The organism is Arthrobacter sp. AK01 (assembly GCF_021109375.1).
GTDB lineage: Bacteria > Actinomycetota > Actinomycetes > Actinomycetales > Micrococcaceae > Arthrobacter.
On record NZ_JAJOHP010000022.1, the window covers coordinates 1 to 20,005 of the forward strand.

Here is a 20,005-nt window from a genome sequence, read left to right on the forward strand (position 1 = left end):
GGGGGGTGGGCGCTGCCGCACGCCCACCCCGCCGCGCGGGCCCGGCCGGGCCGGCCCCAACTCCCTCACCCACCCCCCCCCCCCGCGCGGGCCCCCCCCCCGGCCCCCCCTGCCTGGGGTTTTTGTGCGGGACCTCGTGAACGGCGGCAATGATTCCGACGAACGAGGTCTGCATTCAAGCGAGGTGCGGAGCAATGGGTGCTCAGCGGCGGCACCCTCGATCTCGTGTCCCAGACCCGGTCGCATCTCGAGCGGATAGCGCCAACGATCCTTGTCAGCGGCGCCACAGTTGATCTATCGAAGCCACCGTCAACATCTTCCTCATCATCCATGAGAGCCGAAAGACTTCCACAGCCCGCACCCGGCGAGCAGCTGGACCCACACAGCATCACTTTGGTTTCCGGGAACACTTAGGCATCGCACGGGCGTCCCGTTCGCGCCGAGTTCAGTAAGGTGGAGAAGACCCCGGAGTGAGGACCACCCAGATGCCCACCAATGCCAGCAAGACCACCGTGGATCGACACTACGACCTGGTCATCATCGGCACCGGGTCGGGGAACTCCATTCCCGGACCTGAATTCGACGACCGGTCGATCGCGATCATCGAGAAAGGGTCGTTCGGCGGAACCTGCCTGAACGCAGGCTGCATCCCGTCGAAGATGTATGTGCACACCGCCGACACCGCGCTGGATATTGTTGAGTCCGGGCGCCTGGGCCTTCAAGCCACGGTCGACTCGGTGGACTGGCCGGGCATCGTCAACCGGATCTTCGAGAACCGCGTCGACCCTATCGCCGCCGCCGGTGAGGAATACCGCCGTGGCCCTCAGTCCCCGAACATCGACGTCTATGACCAGCACGCCGTCTTCGTCGGAGAACGCACCTTGCGCACTGGCCAAGGCGCCCAGCAGAGAACCATCTCCGGTGACCAGGTGGTTATCGCCGCAGGGTCCCGGCCGTTCATCCCCGATGCCATCACCGTGTCGGGCGTGCGCTACCACACCAACGAAGACATCATGCGGCTCCCGCAGCTACCCAAGTCCTTGGTTATCATCGGTGGTGGCTACATCGCCATGGAGTTCGCCCACGTCTTCGAGGCCCTGGGCACGGACGTCACGATCATTGCCCGCTCCACGCTCCTGCGGAACCTCGACCAGGACCTGCGCCACCGGTTCAACACCCTGGCAGCCGACCGTTTCGACGTCCGGTCCGGCCGGACCACCATCGGCGCCGATCAGACAGACCAAGGCATCACCGTCAGGCTCGACGACGGCTCCTCCGCCACCGGGGAGGTACTGCTGGTCGCCACCGGGCGCATCCCCAACGGGGACCTGCTGGACCTGCCAGCCGGCGGAATCGAGATGACAAACGACGGGCGCATCAAGGTCGATGAGTATGGTCGGTCAACCTCCGCCGCAGGTATCTGGGCCCTCGGCGACGTCTCCTCGCCCTACATGCTCAAACACGTGGCCAACGCCGAGATGCGGGCCGTGCGACACAACCTGCTGAACCCGGATAACCTGCAGGGAATGCCGCACGACCACGTCCCCGCCGCCACCTTCACCCACCCCCAGATCGCCACCGTCGGTATGACCGAATCCCAGGCCCGCGACCACGGCCACAAGGTCACGGTCAAGGTCCAGGACTACGGGGACGTCGCCTATGGCTGGGCCTTGGAGGACACCACCGGTATCTGCAAACTCATCGCCGACCAAGACACCGGCAAGCTCCTCGGCGCCCATTACATGGGCCCGCAAGCATCAACCCTGATCCAGCAAATGATCACCGTCCTGGCCTTCGACCTCGACGTCCGCGAGTTTGCAGCTAAGCAATACTGGATCCACCCCGCACTACCCGAAGTCACCGAAAACGCCCTGTTAGGCCTCACCTTCAGACCCTGACGTCGCCCTGCCTTGGCTGGCCGGCCTGCCCGGCGTTCCGTCAAGTACGTGGCGCTGCCGTCACCAGGCGCGACAGCTCGGTCCCCGGTGCCGCGAGCCGGTCCACAGTGTCGAAGATGAACTGCTGCATTGCGGCGGTAGCCACTGAAGGCCCGACGTCGTTGCGACGGGCAAGGTTGACGGTCCGCGTCAGGGAGGGACGAACCAAACGTGCACTGCGTAGCCCGGGACGGTCGATGACCACCATCGCCGGCACGACCGCCACGCCCAACCCGCGTTCCACAAACCGAAGTACGGCGTCCATTTCCCCACCCTCGACGGCAATCAGGGGCTCGAAACCGGCCGCGGCGAACGCAGCATCTGTCGCCACGCGCAGGTCATAACTGCGGTTGAAGGCCACTTGCGGTACGCCTGCGAGTGCTTCGAGCGTGAATTCTTCCGGCGACCCCGATGTGGCGGCGGAAATGACCACCAGTTCCTCGGAGAGGAGCGGGACCAACTCAATGCCGGGAGCAGAGGGGTCTGTTCCGCGCGTGACCACCAGGGCCAGATCCAGCGTGCTTTCGTTAAGCGCTTCAACCAGAAAACGCGAACCGCCTTCAGTGATGTGCAATTCCACTCCCGGATGGGCGCTGCGGAAAGCGGCCAGCACATCGGCCACCAGCGAAACGCACAGCGTAGGTGGTGCACCAAGGCGAACGCGGCCGCGGCGCAATCCCGCAAGCTCCTGAATCTGGTCCTGCGCTGCCTGCGCGTCGCCGAGCATGCGGCGGGCAATGGGCAGGAGCAGCTCTCCCGCATTAGTCAGCGTGACCCCTGCAGGTCGACGGTCAAAGAGCGCCGTACCGAGATGGGCCTCCAGTGTGGCGATCTGTCGGCTCAGTGACGGCTGAGCGAGATACAGTTCCTCGGCCGCGCGTGTGAAATGCCCTACACGGGCGACCATCTCGAAGGAGCGCAACTGGTCTAATTTCATGGTCATAGCATAAACGCATCAGCCTGAGCAGGATAATTCATTGGAGACATCGATGAACTCCTCCTACCGTTGTTGATATGAACCCTTCTTCAGCTCCAGAACGTCTCTTGTCCACTTCAGTGCTGGTCATCGGCACCGGCGGCGCCGGGCTGCGCGCCTCGATTGAACTCGCCCAGCGAGGAGTGCAGGTGCTGGCTGTAGGTAAGCGTAGAAAGCACGATGCACATACGAGTCTGGCCGCCGGGGGCATCAACGCCGCCTTGGGCACCATGGACCCGGAAGACAGCTGGGAGCAGCACGCCGCCGACACCTTGCGGGAGTCGTACTTCCTGGCCGACCCGACCATTGTCGAAACGGTTGCGCGGCACGCTGCCCGCGGTATCGAGGACCTTGAACAATGGGGGATGCCGTTTGCTCGCGAAGAGGACGGCCGCATCTCCCAGCGCTTCTTCGGCGCGCACAAATACCGCCGCACTGCCTACGCCGGGGACTACACCGGGCTGGAGATCCAGCGCACGCTGATGCGCCGGGCGGCCGAGTTGAGCGTTCCCATCATCGACACCGTGTACATCACCCGGCTGCTAGTCGCCGACGGCACCATATTCGGCGCCTATGGATTCGACGTCGTAGACGGCACCCCTGTGCAGATCCACGCCGATGCCGTCATCCTGGCCGCCGGCGGCCACACGCGCATCTGGCGCCACACCTCCTCACGACGCGACGAGAACACCGGCGACTCCTTCAGGCTGGCCGCCCTGGCTGGTGCCCGGATACGTGACGCCGAACTGGTCCAGTTCCACCCCTCAGGCCTGCTGGACCCGGACGACGCCGCGGGCACATTGGTCTCCGAAGCGGCACGCGGAGAAGGCGGCATCCTCACCAACGCACTCGGTGAGCGCTTCATGGAACGTTACGACGCCGAGCGGATGGAGCTCTCCACCCGGGACCGGGTTGCCCTTGCCGGCTTCACCGAGGTCGCAGAAGGGCGTGGGACTGCGAAGGGCGGCGTCTACCTGGACGTCTCCCACCTGCCTCGGGAGACCATCATGGAAAAACTGCCCCGGGTCTACCGCACCCTGATCGACCTTCAAATGCTGGACATCACCACTACCAAGATCGAGATCGCGCCCACCGCCCACTACTCCATGGGCGGAGTCTGGGTAGCACCGGAGGACCACGGAACGGGAGTGAACGGGCTGTACGCCATTGGAGAAGCATCCTCGGGCCTGCATGGAGCCAACCGTCTCGGTGGCAACTCACTGATCGAACTACTCGTCTACGGGCGCATTACCGGCGAGCACGTGGCCGAATACGTGCGTTCGCGTACCGATGTCCGTCGGGATCCGGCAGCGGTCGGGCTGGCCCGCAACGAAATGCAGGGCCTGTTGAACGGAAAGGGTACGGAGTCAGCGCGTCGGTTGCAGCGTGAACTGCGCAATGTCATGACCGAACATGCCGGTGTGGTGCGCACCGAGCAGGGGCTGCAAGAGGGACTGCGGAAGCTGGCCGATCTGGAGGAACGGGCCCGTTTCGTTACGGCCCACCCGGACATCGCGGGGTTCGACGACTTGGCCCACGCCTACGACCTGCTGGGATCGCTCCTCGCCGCGCGGGCCACCTTGGAGTGTGCCATTGAACGCCGGGAAACCCGCGGAGCACATAACCGGGCAGACTTCCCAGCACTTGATCCGTCACTGCAGGGCAACTTTGTTTGGTCCCCAGGCGAAGGCGTCAGCTTCGAAACGCTGGCCCCGGCTCCAGACTCCTTCCGAGCCTTGGCCGAGGCCCACACCGAGGACTCCGTCGCTGGCAAGCTTGTCGAGTGAGGCAAACGGGCCCCCGGTCAACGTGCACGGCTGAGCCCCCGGTCGACTCCATGCATCAGGACTATCCGGCTTAGATCACCGCGCCGACGTGCACCACGGCGTTCAGCTCCTCAAGGGTTGGCGGATTTGCTCCCGCGCGCTGCACAGTGATGGCCGCGGCCGCAGCGGCAGTGCGTCCAAGCTGCTCCAGAACGGCCGGGGCGAATCCGTCGCTTGGACTATTAAGCAATCCCAGAATCAGGGCGGACATGAAGGAGTCTCCCGCACCGATGGTGTCAGCAACCTTGGTTTTCACGGCGGGAACGGTGACGTCAAAGCCCGGGGTGCTGAGGTAGGAACCTTCGGGGCCTTTGGTGATGACTGTTAGGCCGGTACCCAGCCCCAGGATGTGAGCGGCCGTCTCGCCAATACTCATACCCGGGTATAGCCACTGCGCATCCTCGTCGCTGAGTTTAACGACGTCGGTGAAGGTCACCAGGTCCTCGAAGACCGCTTTCGCTTCCGCATGGCTGCCAAGCAGGTCCGGGCGGATGTTGGGATCGTAAGTGATCACGCAGTGCCGGTGGGCTTGTTCCAGCAGGGACTTTACCGCACCGGCGCCCGGCTCAAGGAAAGTGGCAATGGACCCGGTGTGCAATATTTTCGGGAAGAAGGCATGGGTCTGGGGCGCCAGATCCCAGAAGATATCGAAGTCGTAATGTGCGGAGCCATCGGCGGCTACGGTTGCCGTGGCAGATGCCGTGCGGACGAGGGTTTTTGATCCCGGCAGGACCACTACTCCAGCGCCACTGAGATGCTCTTCTATGCGCCTCCCCCACGCGTCCGGGGCGATGGCAGTCAGGAGCCCTGTGGTGACACCAAGACGTGCGAGTCCGTAGGCGACATTGGCCGGCGACCCGCCAGGGTGTTCCTCCCTTCGGCTCCCGGTGGTAACAACGTCGATAAGTGCTTCACCGACCACCATCACATCAAGCTCGGGATGCGGTCGGTCTGAGGCGGTGTTGAGGTAACCCATCAATTGTCTCTCCTTCTTCTCAAGGGCGGGCTACGGCGTGACCTTAAGTTCACGGATGGTCAGGTTCCGGAACGTGGCCGCTCCTTCGTGGGCGTAGAGTCGGATGCCGTCATCGCCTTCAAGCGGGAAAACCCGGTGCGAGTGCACCACACGCCCATCGCCGACGAACACCTCCACGCTGGTGCGGTCCACCAGGATGCGTAGCGTGAGCCTCCCCGTGGAGGGGTCCACAGGGGTTTGGGTTTCGCCGGCAGTGGGGTTGATGGTGGGGCGGCGGTTGACGTAGGTAAACGGACCACGCAGGAAGGCGCCCGCGGCCACATGCCTGCCTCCACCAGGCGCACGGCATACCTCCAGCCCGAGATTGGCTGGCGGCGCCGCCGGGTCCCAGGCCAGCTCGCAGCTCAGATCGTAAGCGTCGGAGCGGATCGCCAGGTCATGAGTACCCGCAACGGCCACATCACCGAGTCGATGGGTGCGCTTCGCATGGTCTTCCAGTGCAGACGTGGGGGTGGATGCGAGGTAGTAGGCCCCGTTTCCACGCTTGAGCCGGACATCGCGGACAATCATGTCATCGCCGTTGTAGCCGTCAGTGGCAAGGGTTGGGGTGTTGTGGGGGTAGTCCCAGAAGTTTGCCCAACCAATGGCCCGACGGAGGGTTGGGTCCTCCGCACCCGAAGCATCATGATGCGGGTACGTCACTGCGCCATAGAAATCGAAACCATAATCCAGCCATTCCGGCTCGGCGTGGTCGGGGCTAAATGAACTGCCGTCGAAAGCTCCGGTCCAATACGCGTACGTCGCGGGCAGTCCGCGGCCCTTGCCGTTGGCGCTGGTGCCCAGGACCCAGTGGGAGGTGCCGTCGTCGGCAGTCATCCTAAAGAGGTCAGGGCACTCAAGAAGCCCCAGGTCGCTGCGAAGGAACTCTCCAACACGCTTCCAGGACCGCAGGTCCGGGGAGGTGTAGAAACCAAGCTTTTGCCCTTCTGCGTTGGCCATGAACCACCGGCCGCGGTCCTCGTCCCAGATCACCTTGGGATCGCGGAAATCGTGCACCCCGGGGTTGGGCAGTACCGGGGCCTGGCCGCCGGGCTTGAAAGAGCGTCCCCTGTCCTTGGAGTACCAGAGGTACTGCGCTTGCCGGCCTTCGGGCGCCTGGGTAACAAGGGCTATGACCGCGCCCGCCCCGTATCCCGCCGTGTTTCGCTCATCAACCACCATGCAACCGGACCAGCAGTCACCGTTGCCGTTGCTGAACTTGGGTATCGCGACCCCGCGGTCCCGGAATGCGACATGATCGGTGGTGGTGGCACGGCGCCAGGATGTGCCGCCCCCGCCCTTGATGTAGTCAGCGTTGTACAAGTAGTAGTAGTGGTACTCCCCGTCCAGGTAGATGGGTCTCTGGGGATCGTTCTTCCAGTTGTCAGGCACGCTGAAGTGATAGACCGGCCGCATCCGGGATGATCCTTTCGAAGGGCTGCCTGCCGCCGCGGCGGGGCCACTGGACAGCGCCAAGGACCCGCCCAGCGCTGCTGCACCAGCCCCGGTCAGGAGGCCGCGGCGGGAGATTGATGGTGTTTTTTCCATGGGTGTCACTTCCGTTCCGGCAGGAGGCTACGGGTCTCTTCAAAGACTCCGGCCATGGTCCAAGCGTCGAATGAGAGGAGCCGCGCCGAACCCTCCGTGGCGGCCAGCGTCACGCGCTCACCGCCGAGGGTCGGGTAGATACGGGCTGTGAGCGGTTTTCCGTTGGCGAAAATTTCGACGGCGGACCGGTCCACCAGGACACGCAGGCGAACACGACCGTCAGTCATGGGAAGGGCGCCGGACTTGTCCTCCACATCCACGGATGGGTTGAGGCTGCTGCGCGTGCGATCAAGGCGGAGCGTGCCGGTGGGTGTTCCGTCAGCAGCCCGGCCCAGCACGATCACCGTTTCCTCAGCACCGTCCGTGGACACCAGCACTCCGAGCCGAACCTCCGCTCCGGGCGCCAGTTGCACGTCCAATTCAAGGTCCAGCTGGTTGCCGGACACACCCGTCGTCACGGACGTTCCCGCCCCCACCAACACCTGGGCCGGAACGCTGACGTGATCGCTGCGCAGTTTCGCGATTTCGGGAACCGGTGAAAACGCCAAGGTTCCATCCTTGGCCACGGTGGTGACGCGCGGCAGGCTCATGACGCCCGACCAGCCGGCTTCCACCATTGCTGCGTCGCTTCGTCCTTCCTGCATCCAGCCGAACATGACGCGTCGGCCGGACTCATCCTGGAAAGACTGCGGTGCATAGAAGAAGCGGCCTCCATAGTCCAGCCTGTGCAACGCCTCCGGCTCGAAGGCGTCCCCGGCGTAGCGGCCGGTCCAGTACAGCGGGTGGCGGGTTTCGCCGTCGTCCCATGCGGAGAAAACCAGCACATCCGGCGAGCCATCAGCGGGTGCAGACCCCAACGATCCCTGTCCTGCCCGGAACAGATCGACGCACTCCCACATGGTCCCGGTCCAGTCCGTGTCCGCAGGATCACCCAGGGACGCATCGCCGATGAACAGCGGCCCGAGGTAGTCCCAGGACCGCAAGTCCGAAGACTCATACAAGAACGCCGTGCCGCCGAGGTGCCGAATCCCCGAACCCACCAGTTGCCGCCACTTGCCGCCTTCGCGCCATACACAGTGATCGCGGTACGCCGTGATGTCGACGCCGGCCGGCGGGGCGCCAATGACAGGATTTCCTGGATCCTTGGTCCACTTCAGCAGGTCCGGTGATCCTACGGCGACGCAGGGCAGTTCCTTGTCCTCATACCGCCCCGAGTACACCAAGGTGGGCGTACCGCCGTCGTTCACCAACACCCCCGACCAGCAGCCCTCGGCGTCCGGTCCCGCGGAAGGTTCCAAGGCCACGGGCTGATCAGTCCAGGTGACCAGGTCCGTGCTGGTGGCATGGCCCCACTGGATACGGTGGTGGAAAGCACCCTCAGGGTTGTACTGGTAGAACAGGTGGTACGTGCCGTTCCATTGACTGACCCCGTTGGGATCGTTGAGCCAACCGGCCGGCGAGACGAAGTGGAATCGCGGGCGGAGGGGGTCGGCCTCGGCGCGGGACAGCAACTCGTCTCGCGGAATGGTGGCGAGCGGGTGGGTAAGTTCAGTCATGCGGAAGCCTCTTCTTGAGCGTTCGACGCCGGGTGGCTGGATTGCAGTGGTTCACTCGCCAAGGCATGGCTGCCGGCAGCGGCCCACGGCCTATAGAGGTGGCAGCGGACCCAGTGACGGTTTTCGGGGTCGCCAACCTGATGGCGCACAGGTTCTTTGGACGAGCATGCTTGGTTCGGATCGCCGTGGAACGCGCACTGCTTCGAGGCCATGACCGCTTGCCGCAATTCTGCCCTGCGGACCGGATCATACGAGCCTGCACGGGCAGGGTCCGGGACAGCTGAAACCAGCAGTTGCGTGTACGGGTGCGCAGGATTGGCCAAAAGGTCCAGGGACTCGCCTTCCTCCACCAATTCGCCGGCGAACATGACCGCGGTCCGGTCCGCCAGGTACCGTGCGGACGCGAGGTCGTGGGTGATGTAGAGCATGGAGATGCCCTGCTCGTCGCGGAGCTTGCGCATCAGGTTCAGCACCCCGATCCGAACTGAAACATCCAGCATGGAGGTGGGCTCGTCGGCCAGGATGACCTGCGGTTCAACGGCGAGGGCCCGGGCGATCGCAACGCGTTGGCGCTGTCCGCCGGAGAGCTCGTGCGGATACGAGTTCAGCATGTCCGCCTGCAGGCCAACGGTGGTCATGAGTTCTTCAAGCCGCCTTTGGGTCTCGCTCTCAGAACCGCCGCTCCTGCCGTGGATCGCCAACGAGCGCCGCAGGAAGTGATCCATCCTGTGGGCCGGGTTCAGTGAACCGAAGGGATCTTGGAAGACCATTTGCAATTGCGATCGGAAGGCGCGCGAGGCTTGGAACCGGTCGCGCTTGAGGACGTCGACGCCGTCAATCAGGATCTCCCCCGAGCTCGGCTTTTCGAGCCGCGCTACACAGCGGGCCAAGGTGCTCTTGCCGGAACCGGACTCCCCCACGAGCGCCACGATTTCGCCCGTGCCGATAGTGAGATCGATCCCGTGCAGGGCGCGGACAGAATCGCGGGCGAACAACCCTCCAATGGGGAAAGTCTTTCCCAAACCGCGAATCTCCAGGGCAGGGGTGCCGGTGTTGGACACGGCCGATGGGGTCATCAGTGAGTGGCTCATCGTGCAGCCCCTTCCAGGTTTGCGGCATCAGTAACCGAAGCGTCGGCACCAAACGGGGCCACAAAATGGCCGGGTGCCACCTCGGCGAGGTCCGGAATATTCCGGAACTTCACGCCGTCGGGCAGGCCGGTTAGCGGAACACGGGGACCGGTGAGCGGCGGGAAGGCGCCCATCAGCGCCTGGGTGTAAGGGTGGCGAGGGGTGGCGTACACATCCTGGGCCTTCGCGGTCTCCACAATCCGGCCGCCGTACATCACGGCCATGCGGTGCGAGAGTTCCACCATGAGGGACATATCGTGCGTGATGAAGAGGACGGAGAAACCGAGCTCGCGCTGGAGTTCCTTGATTTGCGCCATGATTTCTTGCTGTACCACCACATCCAGGGCGGTGGTGGGCTCGTCCAGTATCAACAGGGACGGCTTGAGCGCCACGGCCATGGCGATGACCGCACGTTGACGCATGCCGCCGGAGAGCTGGTGCGGATAGGACTTGAGCCGGGCGGGATCGATCCTTACCAGTTCCAGCAGCTCACCGGCACGCCGCATTGATTCCTTGCGGGAGTAGCCGGCATGGGTGGTGAAGATATCCACGATCTGTTCGCCGATGGTCAGCACCGGGTTGAGTGAATTCATGGCCGACTGGAACACCATGGCCACGTCCTGCCAGCGGAAGCGCCGCAGCTCCTCCGGGCTCATGGCCAGGACGTCCTTTCCACCGAAGGAAATGCTGCCGCCGGCAATCTTCGCCGGATCCTTCAGCAGCCGCATGATCGAGTTGGCAATGGTGGACTTCCCGCAGCCGGACTCCCCCGCGAGGCCGAATACCTCACCGGTGCCAATGCTGAAGGAAACGTGGTCGACGGCGGTGGTCGAGCGGGTGTCGCCGATGTACTTGACCGTGAGGTCCTTGACGTCAAGCACAGGTTCGTGGGAGCCGAAGGAAACTTGGGAGATGGTCATTTGGCGGCGTTCCTTTCAGTGTCTTTCGGGGTCTTGATCTTTCGGAGCCGCGGGTTGGTGACCTCATCCACGGCGTAGTTGATGAGGGCGAGGGCGAACGCCACCAGTGCGATGCAGACGCCGGAGGGTACAAAGACCCACCAACTGCCGGTCAGCAAGGCGCCTTCATTGCCGGCCCAGAAGAGGTTGTTGCCCCAGGAGACCGTGCTGACATCGCCCAGTCCCAGGAACTCCAGGCCTGCTTGTGCGCCGATTCCGTAGATCACGCAGGCAAGGAGGGTACCCATGACGATCGAGGCCATGTTGGGCAGGATCTCGCGGAACATGATCCTCCCGGCCCGTTCGCCGGACACGACGGCCGCGGCCACAAAGTCCTTGGAGCGGATGGACAACGCTTGTGAGCGCAGGACGCGCGCTGAACCGGCCCATCCGGTGACCACCAGGACGAGGATTACGGTGCCCAGGCCGGGCGGAAGGAAAGCGGCCAGGATGACCAGCAGCGGCAGGCCGGGCAGGAGCAGGAAGACGTTGGTGACCAGGGACAGTGCTTCGTCAATGAATTTGCCGAAGTACGCCGAGGCGAGGCCCACCAGGATACCGATGAAGGTGGACGCCAAGCCCACGGTCAGTCCCACGAACAGCGAACTACGTGAGCCGTGGACGGTCAGGGCGAGCACGTCCTGACCTTTGGCGGTGGTGCCCAGCCAGTGCTCGGCCGACGGTTCAAGGGAGGCCATGGCCGTGATCCGTGAGGGATCGCCCGGAAACAGCACAGGCGCCAGCAGGGCAAGGGCAATGAAAATGACCATCACGGCCATGCCTGTCAGCGCCTTCTTGTTGCTGATGAGGCCGTGAACAAAACTGCGGTTGGGCTTGCGGACAGCCGGTGTTGGAGTTGGCTGCTTCAGAAGTGCGGTAGTCATGATCAGTCCTCTAGTTGCTGCGCACGCGCGGGTCGAGGCGGACGTACAGGATGTCCACCAGGAAGTTGGCCAGCAGAACAGCGGCGGTGATGGTCAGGAACAGGCCCTGCATGAGCGGATAATCGAGGCCTTGGACAGCGTTGAGGAGCTGGTAGCCGACGCCGGGATAAGCAAACACGACCTCTGTGAGCAGGGCACCGCCCACGACGAATCCCAGTCCCATGCCAAAGCTCGTCACCGACGGGAGCATGGCATTGCGTGCTGCGTAGCGGAGCATGATCCGGCCCGGGCGGAGTCCCTTGGCTTCGGCCATGGTGATGTAGTCCTCGGAATTGGTGGCGATCATGGTGTTGCGCATGCCGAGCATCCAGCCGCCGATGGAGACCAGCACAATCGTCAGCGCGGGCAGCACAAGGTGCGCACCGACGTCGCCGATGAACTCCCAGGTGAACGCCGGCTCCAAACCGTCCGTAAACGCGTGCCGGATCGGGAACCAACCGAGCACCACGCCGAACAGGTACAGCGCCCCCATCGCAAGCCAGAAGTAGGGGAACGAACCGATGAAAACCAGCACGGGTGGGAGCGCGGAGTCGATCGCGCCTCCGCGCCGCCATGCGGCCAGGATGCCCAGCAGGTTACCCACGACGGCGGCAATCACCAGTGCGGTTCCGCCCAGTAGGAGTGTCCAGCCGATTTGGGACGAGATGACCTCGGTGACCGGAGTGGGGAAACGGGAGATGGAGACACCCATCTGCCCGGTGAAAATGTTGTGCATGTAGTCGATGTACTGCTCCCACATGGGCCGATCATCAACACCCAGCAGTTTGCGCAGGGCCTCGATCTGTTCGGGTTGCATTCGGTCTTGGGAACGGGCGAACATGCGGGACACGGGGTCGCCCGGCATGAATCGCGGGAGCATGAAATTCAGGGTGATGGATGCCCAGAAGGCGATCAGGTAGAAACCCAGGCGACGCAGGATGAAGCGCACGGTTTCCCTCCATTCGGGAATTGCGGAAATGTGGGGGCACGCCCGGCGGTTGGCCGGTCAGCGGCGGAGCCGCCGGGCGTGCGGTGTGAGGCCTGGAGGGCCTAAGTCCGGGGAAGAGGGACTACTTGCGCGGTTCCAGCGTGGTCAGGACCAGCACCGTTGTAGGTGAACGCACGGAGAGCGTGGCGTACGGGTTGTCCTCGGTGGGCCAGCCAGTAAAGCGGGTGTCGTTGAAGGCACCCCATTCAGGGCCGGAGAACAGCGGCACCAGCGGTGCGACGTCGTTGTACTCTTCCTGCAGCTTGTTGGCGATGTCCTTTTGCTTGGATTCGTCGGCCTCTGCGGCGAAGTCGGACAGCAGGGCATCGGCCTTCGTGTCGCCGAAGCGGTGGTAGTTATCAAACGTCTTGGTGCCTACCGGCTTCACAGTGGCGGTGCCCATGGAGGTGTTGAAGTACTTGTAAGGGCTGGGATCGTTGGCGCTCCAGACGATCCCGGAATCGAAGTCGCCGGTCTCGTAGCCGGCCACCACTGCAGCCCAGTCGGGGGACTCCACCTTGGCAGTGACGCCCACCTCGGCCAGGTTCTGCGCGATGACGTTGGCCACGGACAACCAATCGGAAGAAGTCGCGCCCACGGAGATCTTGAACTCGAAGGGCTTGCCGTCCTTGAACGTGCGTTTCCCGTCGGCTCCCTTGGGATAACCTGCCTTGTCCAGCAGCTCGTTGGCCTTCTGCACGTCGTGGTTGGTCCACGTGCAGTTGTCCTTGACCGCGGCGTTCTTCCAGGTCTCATAGTTCCCGGAGAGTCCAGTGCAGTCCGCCGGCTTCGCGTATCCGCTCATGCCGATCTTGGTGACCTGGTCGCGGTCCACGGCCATGCTCAGTGCTTTGCGCACGTCAACGTCGTTGAACGGCGCTTTGGTGGTGTTGAGTTGCCAGTTGATCATGGCGCCAGTGGCAGGGAACCAGTACTGACGGTGTTCCTTGTCCTTGGAAACGAAGGTCTTTTCAATGTTGGGAATGTACTGCGGAGCCCAGTCCACGTCCCCGTTCGCGGCGGCGAGGTTGGCGCCGTCGTTTCCTGCGAAAGCGAGCATCTTGATGCCGGCGATCTTCTGCTTCCCAGGCTGCCAGTAGTTGGGATTCTTCTTCAGCACGAAGGACTGGGCCTGGAAAGTATCCACTTCTGTATAGGGTCCGGTACCTACCGGCTTGGCGTTCGCGTCCTTTTCCGGGTCCGGCAACGCGGACCAGATGTGCTTGGGCAGGATGCTGACTTGACCGACGTCGTAGAGGGCTGGCGACCACGGCTTGTTGAAGGTGAAGGTGACTTTGTTGCCCTCGGCCGTGACGGTGTCCAGATACTCAAAGCCGCCCTTGATCTTCTTCTGGAGCTCGAACGTGTAGGCAACATCGTCAGCCACGAATGGCTGCCCGTCGGACCACTTCACGCCGTCACGAAGGGTGAAGGTGACCGATTTGCCGTCCTCTGCTGCCTTCCACTCGGTGGCGAGCCACGGCACCGTGTCGCCCTTTGCCGGGTTGAAGATCAGGAGGGATTCGTAGATGGACTGCTGAACCATGGGATTAACCGTGGGTGCGAACGGGTTGAAGTTCTGCACGAAGGTGCCCATGTCCTCACGCGGGATAGTGAGGAACGCGCTGGCGTTCGCTCCCGCGTCGGAGGTCCCGGTCTTGGCGACGTTGGCGGTGCAGCCGGTGAGCAGCATCGCGCCCACTGCAAGGCTTGCCGCTGTCATCCGGGCAGCCCGGAAGTATCGGGGTTGTGTCATGATGGTTATCTCTTTCCTATCTTCATCCGCTAGGTGAAGGGGTGGGTAAGGGTCTGCTCTTCGACGTTGATTTCGCGGTCAGACCGAAGAGCGTTCTAGCAGCGGACAGCCGACCAATTGCTGGTCGGCAAGGATCGGCTGTCCTGCTGTAAGAGCGGCGAGTGTCTGGACACCCAGGGCGCCCATTTTTTCGAAAGGCAACGCAACGGTAGTCAATTTCGGCCGGAGGTAGGCCGCAATGAGTTCCTGGTTGTCGAAGCCGATCACGGCGATGTCCCCGGGGATGGTCAGTCCCCGTTCTTTGATGGCGTCATAGGCGCCCATCGCCATACGGTCGTTGAGGCAGAACAGCGCAGTCGGCCTGTCGCTTTCCGGGTAGCGATCCAGGATCCGGCACGCGGCGTCGTAGCCCCCGTCGGCCGTTGCATATCCGGACACCACCAGTTCCGGATCCAGCTCCAGTCCGGCGTCGGCGAGTGCTTCGCGGGCACCTTCCAGTCGCCCCACTGCAGCAGGAATATCTGGGTCAAGGTTGATGACGCCAATCCGGGTGTGGCCGGCTTGGAGCAAATGTTCCACCGCCACGCGACCACCACCGCGCTCGTCAGGGACGATCGAGGGCAACTTTCCGTCTGCGTCGAAGCAGTTGATCAGGACGGTGGGTACTTCATTGGCACTGACCGGAACGTGGACGCCCCGGTGAAAGGTGGCTGCGTACAGGAGTCCTTCCACTCGTTGTTCCAGCAGCTTTTCGGTTGCAGCATCTTCCAGCCCCTGGTTGGGTCCTACGGCATCGGCCTGGTCGGAGGGCGCGATGAGCAGGAACCGGCGGTCAAGCCAGGCTTGGTCCTGGGCTCCTTTGATGATGTCGACGGCGAATGGTGCAGTGACGATCTCAGTGACAATTCCGTACCAATCACTGCGTCGGGACGCGAGCGCGCGAGCGCCGGCATTGGGGCGGTAACCCAATTCCTGCACGGCGTCGTTGATCCGGGTGCGGGTTTCCTCTGAAATGCTTGCGTTCTCGCGGTTACTCAACACAAACGAGACTGCAGTGCGGGAGACACCGGCGTGCTTGGCGACGTCCTTCATGGTGACGCCCCGCTGCCGTACGGGTACGGTCTCGCCTGGGGTGGTGCTTTTCGCCATCGAATGCTCCGGGATTTCTTCGATCTGAGTCTTCACCAGACTCTCGTAGTCTGATGTGTTCGGCGGGGAACCCTGGTTTAGTAACGCGCGTTACCTGCCGGACATGTGACTCAGGTTACCCGCGTTACTTCATGTGTGTCAACACCCCGCACCGCGCAGGTCAGCGCAAGGCGTCCGACACGGATTTGGCGCCTCCATGGCTGCTTTGCCCACCGTCTACTGGAAGGTCCACGCCGGTGACGAAAGCGGCCATGGGACTGAGGAGGAAAAGCACGACGGCGGCTACTTCCTCGGGCGTACCCGTGCGGCCGAGTGGGGTCTCGGCTATGGTCGCTTTCCTGAACGCGGGATTGGCACCTGCGGTCATGGGTGTCTCGATGAATCCCGGATGAACGGAGTTCACCCTGATCCCCCGGGCTCCAAGCTCCGTGGCGGCAGCGATGGTGAGACCTCGCAGCGCCCACTTGCTGGCAGTGTAGGCCACCGGGTAGTGGCCGGTGAGGGCTGCCACCGAGCCGACATTGACGATCGAAGCCCCCGGCGCCATCAGCGGGACGCAGGCCTGCATCCCCAAAAGGGCACCGGTCACGTTCACGTCCGAGACCGCAGCGAGGTCAGCAGGGGTTGCCTCAAGCAGGCGGCTGCGGCGGGTGATCCCGGCGTTGTTGACCAAGCCGTCCAGGCCGCCGCATCCATCCCGGACGAAACGGGACAGAGCCGTCCACGCGTCGGGCAGCGTGACGTCAAGTTGTCGATAGGCAATGCGCTCCAGGTGCTTCGTGACCACTGCCTCCAGGGCAGTGGACGGTTCCGGGGTCAGGTCCGTTGCGATGACTGTGGCCCCGGCCGTAACCAGCATCAGAGCTTCGGCCAGGCCCTGGCCGCCATTGGCACCCGTGACCACGACGGTCCGGTCGGTCATATCAATCACTGCAGATTGGTCCTTCGTTGCTTGAAAGTGTCAGCCGGGCAGAACAGCCGACCAGCCGCCGTCGACCATGAGGTTGGTGCCGGTGACGTAGGAAGCGTCATCGGAAGCGAGGAACAGCGCGCACTTTGCTACCTCCTCCGCTTCACCAACCCGGCCGAGAGGAATGTGGGCGGCAATGCTCCGCATGGGATGGTCTTCGGCCAAGAGGTCCGCTTCGGTGGCTGGCGTACGGATCATTCCCGGGCTGACGCAGTTCACGCGGATCCCCCGGGGTGCCCCTTCTGCGGCAAGTTGCTTGGTCATAGCCACCACGGAACCCTTGGTTGCTGTGTGTGCCAGCCGGCCGTTGGTGACCGAGCCGGTCACTCCTGCCGTCGAACCGACAAGTACGACGGCGGATTGGCCGGCTTTGCTGAGCAGCGGCCAGAAGTGCCGCACGGGAAGGAAGACGACGTCCACCTCGTGCCGGAAATTCCATGTCCAGTCCTCGTAGCTGATGTCCTCCAACGCCGCGAAGCGAGTGGCAGCAGCATTGGCGTACAGCACATCTACGCGGCCATGGTCTTGGAGCACGAAATTCGCCCATTCGAGCACGGAAGCCTCGCTGGTCAGGTCAACACCGCGAGCCGCATCCGCCTGACCGCCCATGGCGCGGATGGCTTCCACCGTTGCCTCTGCCCCTTCGAGATCGAGATCGCACCCCACCACGATTGCTCCCTCACGGGCGAACAACAGGGCTGCCGCCCGGCCTTGTCCTGACGCGATACCGGTGATCACCGTTATCTTCCCTGCGAGTCGGCGCGGCGGTGCGGTGGTGTCGGGTGTCATGCCTCCATCCTCCGGTCAGGGGAACTATTGAAGAATGGCCCGTTTCGGATACGAACTATCCAAGACGCGAATAGTCCCCACGCTGGCCGCCGTCAGGAATTGACGTGACCGTGATCGGATGTGCCTTGACCGGGAAAATGTCATGAAGTTGGGAACAAGCGCGCTGCACCACAGAGCGGAGCCAGACGTTTGCAGGGTCCTCCGTCTGCGAGGGATGCCAATACATCGCCTCCACCAGGGCGGCCTCCAACTCCTCGGCGAACTCGAGAACCTCAATGGATGCCCCCCGCTGCGCCCTGGAGGCCAGCATGCGCGGTACCAAGGCCACCAGATCCGTGCCTTCAACCAACAACGGCAGTGACAGGAAGCCCGCCACCACGGCCGCCACCCGGCGTCGGACACCCCGGGACTCGAACAATTTGTCCGCCGGCGTGCTGATGCCCTCACCGAAATACCCGACGGCGTGGGGAACTTCAACAAGGTCCTCCAACGTCAGCGCGGGCAAGGTCAGGAGTGGATTTCCCGCGTCGGCCACAGCCACGAAGCTGTCACGGAACAGCTGCTTGGAATCACCCTTCATGCGGTAACCGGTGGGGCCCACCAGCAGGTCCATGCGTGAGTACTCAGTGAGATCGCCCCGCAGGCCCGAGGTGGGTACGAAGTCCACCACCACGTGCGGTGCCTCCTGTTGCAGGATTCCGCGCAGGGGCCCCACGATGAGCGCGGCCGCATAGTCGGACGCCGCAATGACGAACTCCCTTTCGCTCGTAGCGGCATCGAAGCCTGACCGAATGCGTGTGGCCCGCTGGACGTGAAGCATGGCTTCATCGACCAGCGGGACCAATGATTGTGCGAAGGGAGTGAGATCGTAGGTGCGGCCATTCCGAACCAGCAGTTCGTCGTCGAAATGCCTTCTGAGCCTGGCCATCGCCGCACTGGTAGCCGGCTGGCTGAGCTGGAGCCGTTCCGCTGCCCGGGACACATTCCGCAGCTCCAACAGAACCTGCAGTTGGGGCAACAGGTTCAGGTCCAGGTTCTTCATTCCCATAGGTTATCCAGCCAGCGGGATTTTAGTGGCTGATCGTTACCAACCGTGGCCCGCGGACCAGGGTAACTACCAAGGCAAGGACGCACGCCATGCCCAACGCCCCGATTGCCAGGCTGAGGTTTCCCAATGCGGCAGCCGCAGCTCCGAGGACGATCGGCGTGAGGAATTGGCCGATGAACAGGCTGCCGGTCCAGATGCCGGTCCCGCGTCCCCGCTGGGCATGGTCCAGGCCGTTGACTGCCCAGGTCAGCAGCGTCGGCAACAGCACCCCCGTGCCAGCGCTGGCGATGACGGCGCCCGCGATCGCCAGGGGCACGTTCCCGGCAAACGAGACCAGGCAAAGCCCGACGGCAGCAAGGCCAAAAGCGCCGATCAGCAGTTTCCGAGTGCCCAGCTTGGCAAGGTACCGGAAGGAGATAGCGCCCGCTGCAGTGGCCAACGAGGCGATCGCAGCGGCACCGCCAATGAGCCCGGTATCCGTCACGCCCAAACCTGTGATCACATACGGCAAGTGGACGATCAACGCGTAGAACACGATGCCACCGAACAGCGTCACAGCGGCCGGGGTGCCAATCTGCCGCCACGGCACAGGCTGTTTCGTCGTGGTTGTGGGCTCGATTTTTACAGGTTCCCACAGCTTGAGGACCATGGGGATCACCAGCACGGCGCTAACCGCATAGAGCCAGAACGGAGTCCGCCAGCTGATGCTGCCCAGGGCGCCGCCAAGGGCAAAAAACGCAGTGGCTGCCAGCGCGCTGACCATGGTCTGGAGACCGAGGTACTTGTTCCGCTGCTGCCCCGAGTAGTAGTCGGTGATCAAGGTGGTGCAGCAGGTCATGATGGCCGCCTCGGCAATTCCTACGCCGACTCTCGACACAGCGATGGCGCCGAGGGAATCCAGCCACAACGGTGCTGTCCCAAAAAGGGCGTACGCAAGCATCGCAAAGATGAGCAACTGCTTGCGCCCGACGCGATCAGCGACGTAGCCGGCCAGTGGCGAGAACAGCGCTACGAACAAAGCCGGAAGGGTGAGGACCAGGGGTACGAGGATGGCGACGCCGGGGTATCGGCAAAGACCTGGTTCAGGGTGGGGAGGACAGGTGCCAGCAGGACTGCGCCGAGTACGGGCATGCAGCTGCCGGCCACCAGCAGTGCGGCCTGTGTCTTTCCGGCCGTTCGGTTGTCAGCTGGTGGGCGGGTCTCGGTCGCAGTTGGATCCGTGGTGCTCATTGGTGTTCCTTCGCCTTTGAAGATGATCCCCCAAAAGTGGCAGAGGTGCCGGGAGGGACTGCACTCACCGTGGCAAGGGGTCTGCAGGCGGAGAATAGTGGTTTCCGTATAGCTGCTATTTGTTCGGTTGATGGGTGGTTTCCCTGGGTGGGGCTGAGGGTGCCACGGAAGGCACCATTAGTATTTGTGCGGCGGATAGTTGCTA

At 63.3% G+C, this 20,005-nt stretch carries 17 protein-coding genes; 2 read left to right on the forward strand and 15 right to left on the reverse strand.

Annotated elements, in window-relative coordinates:
- Positions 1-485 precede the first annotated feature (485 nt).
- Entirely contained in the window at positions 486-1,898 is a 1,413-nt protein-coding gene (gene mtr, locus LN996_RS09630; RefSeq protein ID WP_231340226.1) for a mycothione reductase, read from the forward strand.
- Between the two features lie 40 nt (positions 1,899-1,938).
- On the opposite strand, the gene LN996_RS09635 is transcribed toward mtr, so the two are convergent.
- Positions 1,939-2,880 carry a LysR family transcriptional regulator gene (locus tag LN996_RS09635; protein ID WP_231340169.1) on the reverse strand — a complete coding sequence of 314 codons (942 nt, stop codon included), beginning with the start codon at positions 2,878-2,880 and terminating at the stop codon, positions 1,939-1,941.
- Positions 2,881-2,951: 71 nt separating this feature from the next.
- Here LN996_RS09635 and LN996_RS09640 point away from each other — a divergent pair, with 71 nt between their 5' ends.
- Positions 2,952-4,700: an L-aspartate oxidase gene (locus tag LN996_RS09640; RefSeq protein ID WP_231340170.1), complete on the forward strand. Its 1,749-nt coding sequence runs from the start codon at positions 2,952-2,954 to the stop codon at positions 4,698-4,700.
- A gap of 70 nt (positions 4,701-4,770) precedes the next feature.
- Here LN996_RS09640 and LN996_RS09645 read toward each other — a convergent pair whose 3' ends face one another.
- The 14 genes from LN996_RS09645 to LN996_RS09710 all read right to left on the reverse strand — a co-directional run bounded on the left by LN996_RS09645 (position 4,771) and on the right by LN996_RS09710 (position 19,800).
- The gene (locus LN996_RS09645; RefSeq protein WP_231340171.1) at positions 4,771-5,715 is read right to left on the reverse strand and encodes a carbohydrate kinase; all 945 of its coding nucleotides are present in this window, start codon (positions 5,713-5,715) and stop codon (positions 4,771-4,773) included.
- Between the two features lie 30 nt (positions 5,716-5,745).
- Positions 5,746-7,170: a glycoside hydrolase family 32 protein gene (locus LN996_RS09650; RefSeq protein ID WP_308102713.1), complete on the reverse strand. Its 1,425-nt coding sequence runs from the start codon at positions 7,168-7,170 to the stop codon at positions 5,746-5,748.
- A gap of 137 nt (positions 7,171-7,307) precedes the next feature.
- Entirely contained in the window at positions 7,308-8,858 is a 1,551-nt protein-coding gene (locus LN996_RS09655) for a glycoside hydrolase family 32 protein (protein ID WP_231340173.1), read from the reverse strand.
- Positions 8,855-9,949: an ABC transporter ATP-binding protein gene (locus tag LN996_RS09660; RefSeq protein WP_231340174.1), complete on the reverse strand. Its 1,095-nt coding sequence runs from the start codon at positions 9,947-9,949 to the stop codon at positions 8,855-8,857. Before LN996_RS09660 ends, LN996_RS09655 begins: the two co-directional genes overlap by 4 nt.
- Positions 9,946-10,908: an ABC transporter ATP-binding protein gene (locus tag LN996_RS09665; RefSeq protein WP_231340175.1), complete on the reverse strand. Its 963-nt coding sequence runs from the start codon at positions 10,906-10,908 to the stop codon at positions 9,946-9,948. The genes LN996_RS09660 and LN996_RS09665 overlap by 4 nt, the downstream gene beginning before the upstream one ends.
- Positions 10,905-11,831, reverse strand: coding sequence for an ABC transporter permease (locus tag LN996_RS09670; RefSeq protein WP_231340176.1), 927 nt, complete (start codon positions 11,829-11,831; stop codon positions 10,905-10,907). The genes LN996_RS09665 and LN996_RS09670 overlap by 4 nt, the downstream gene beginning before the upstream one ends.
- Positions 11,832-11,841: 10 nt before the next feature.
- On the reverse strand, positions 11,842-12,819 hold the full coding sequence (locus LN996_RS09675; RefSeq protein WP_231340177.1) for an ABC transporter permease: 978 nt from the start codon (positions 12,817-12,819) through the stop codon (positions 11,842-11,844).
- Between the two features lie 121 nt (positions 12,820-12,940).
- Positions 12,941-14,614, reverse strand: coding sequence for an ABC transporter substrate-binding protein (locus tag LN996_RS09680; RefSeq protein ID WP_231340178.1), 1,674 nt, complete (start codon positions 14,612-14,614; stop codon positions 12,941-12,943).
- Positions 14,615-14,692: 78 nt separating this feature from the next.
- Positions 14,693-15,763, reverse strand: a complete 1,071-nt coding sequence (locus tag LN996_RS09685; RefSeq protein ID WP_269215654.1) for a LacI family DNA-binding transcriptional regulator — start codon at positions 15,761-15,763, stop codon at positions 14,693-14,695.
- Positions 15,764-15,923: 160 nt separating this feature from the next.
- Positions 15,924-16,685 carry an SDR family NAD(P)-dependent oxidoreductase gene (locus LN996_RS09690; protein ID WP_231340227.1) on the reverse strand — a complete coding sequence of 254 codons (762 nt, stop codon included), beginning with the start codon at positions 16,683-16,685 and terminating at the stop codon, positions 15,924-15,926.
- Between the two features lie 39 nt (positions 16,686-16,724).
- Positions 16,725-17,522 (reverse strand): SDR family NAD(P)-dependent oxidoreductase, encoded by a 798-nt coding sequence (locus LN996_RS09695; protein ID WP_231340180.1) that lies wholly within the window; start codon positions 17,520-17,522, stop codon positions 16,725-16,727.
- 55 nt (positions 17,523-17,577) lie between these two features.
- Complete coding sequence (locus LN996_RS09700; protein WP_231340181.1) at positions 17,578-18,564, reverse strand: LysR family transcriptional regulator; 987 nt, start codon at positions 18,562-18,564, stop codon at positions 17,578-17,580.
- Positions 18,565-18,592: 28 nt separating this feature from the next.
- Entirely contained in the window at positions 18,593-19,588 is a 996-nt protein-coding gene (locus LN996_RS09705) for an MFS transporter (protein ID WP_231340182.1), read from the reverse strand.
- Entirely contained in the window at positions 19,579-19,800 is a 222-nt protein-coding gene (locus tag LN996_RS09710) for a hypothetical protein (protein WP_231340183.1), read from the reverse strand. Before LN996_RS09710 ends, LN996_RS09705 begins: the two co-directional genes overlap by 10 nt.
- Positions 19,801-20,005 lie beyond the last annotated feature (205 nt).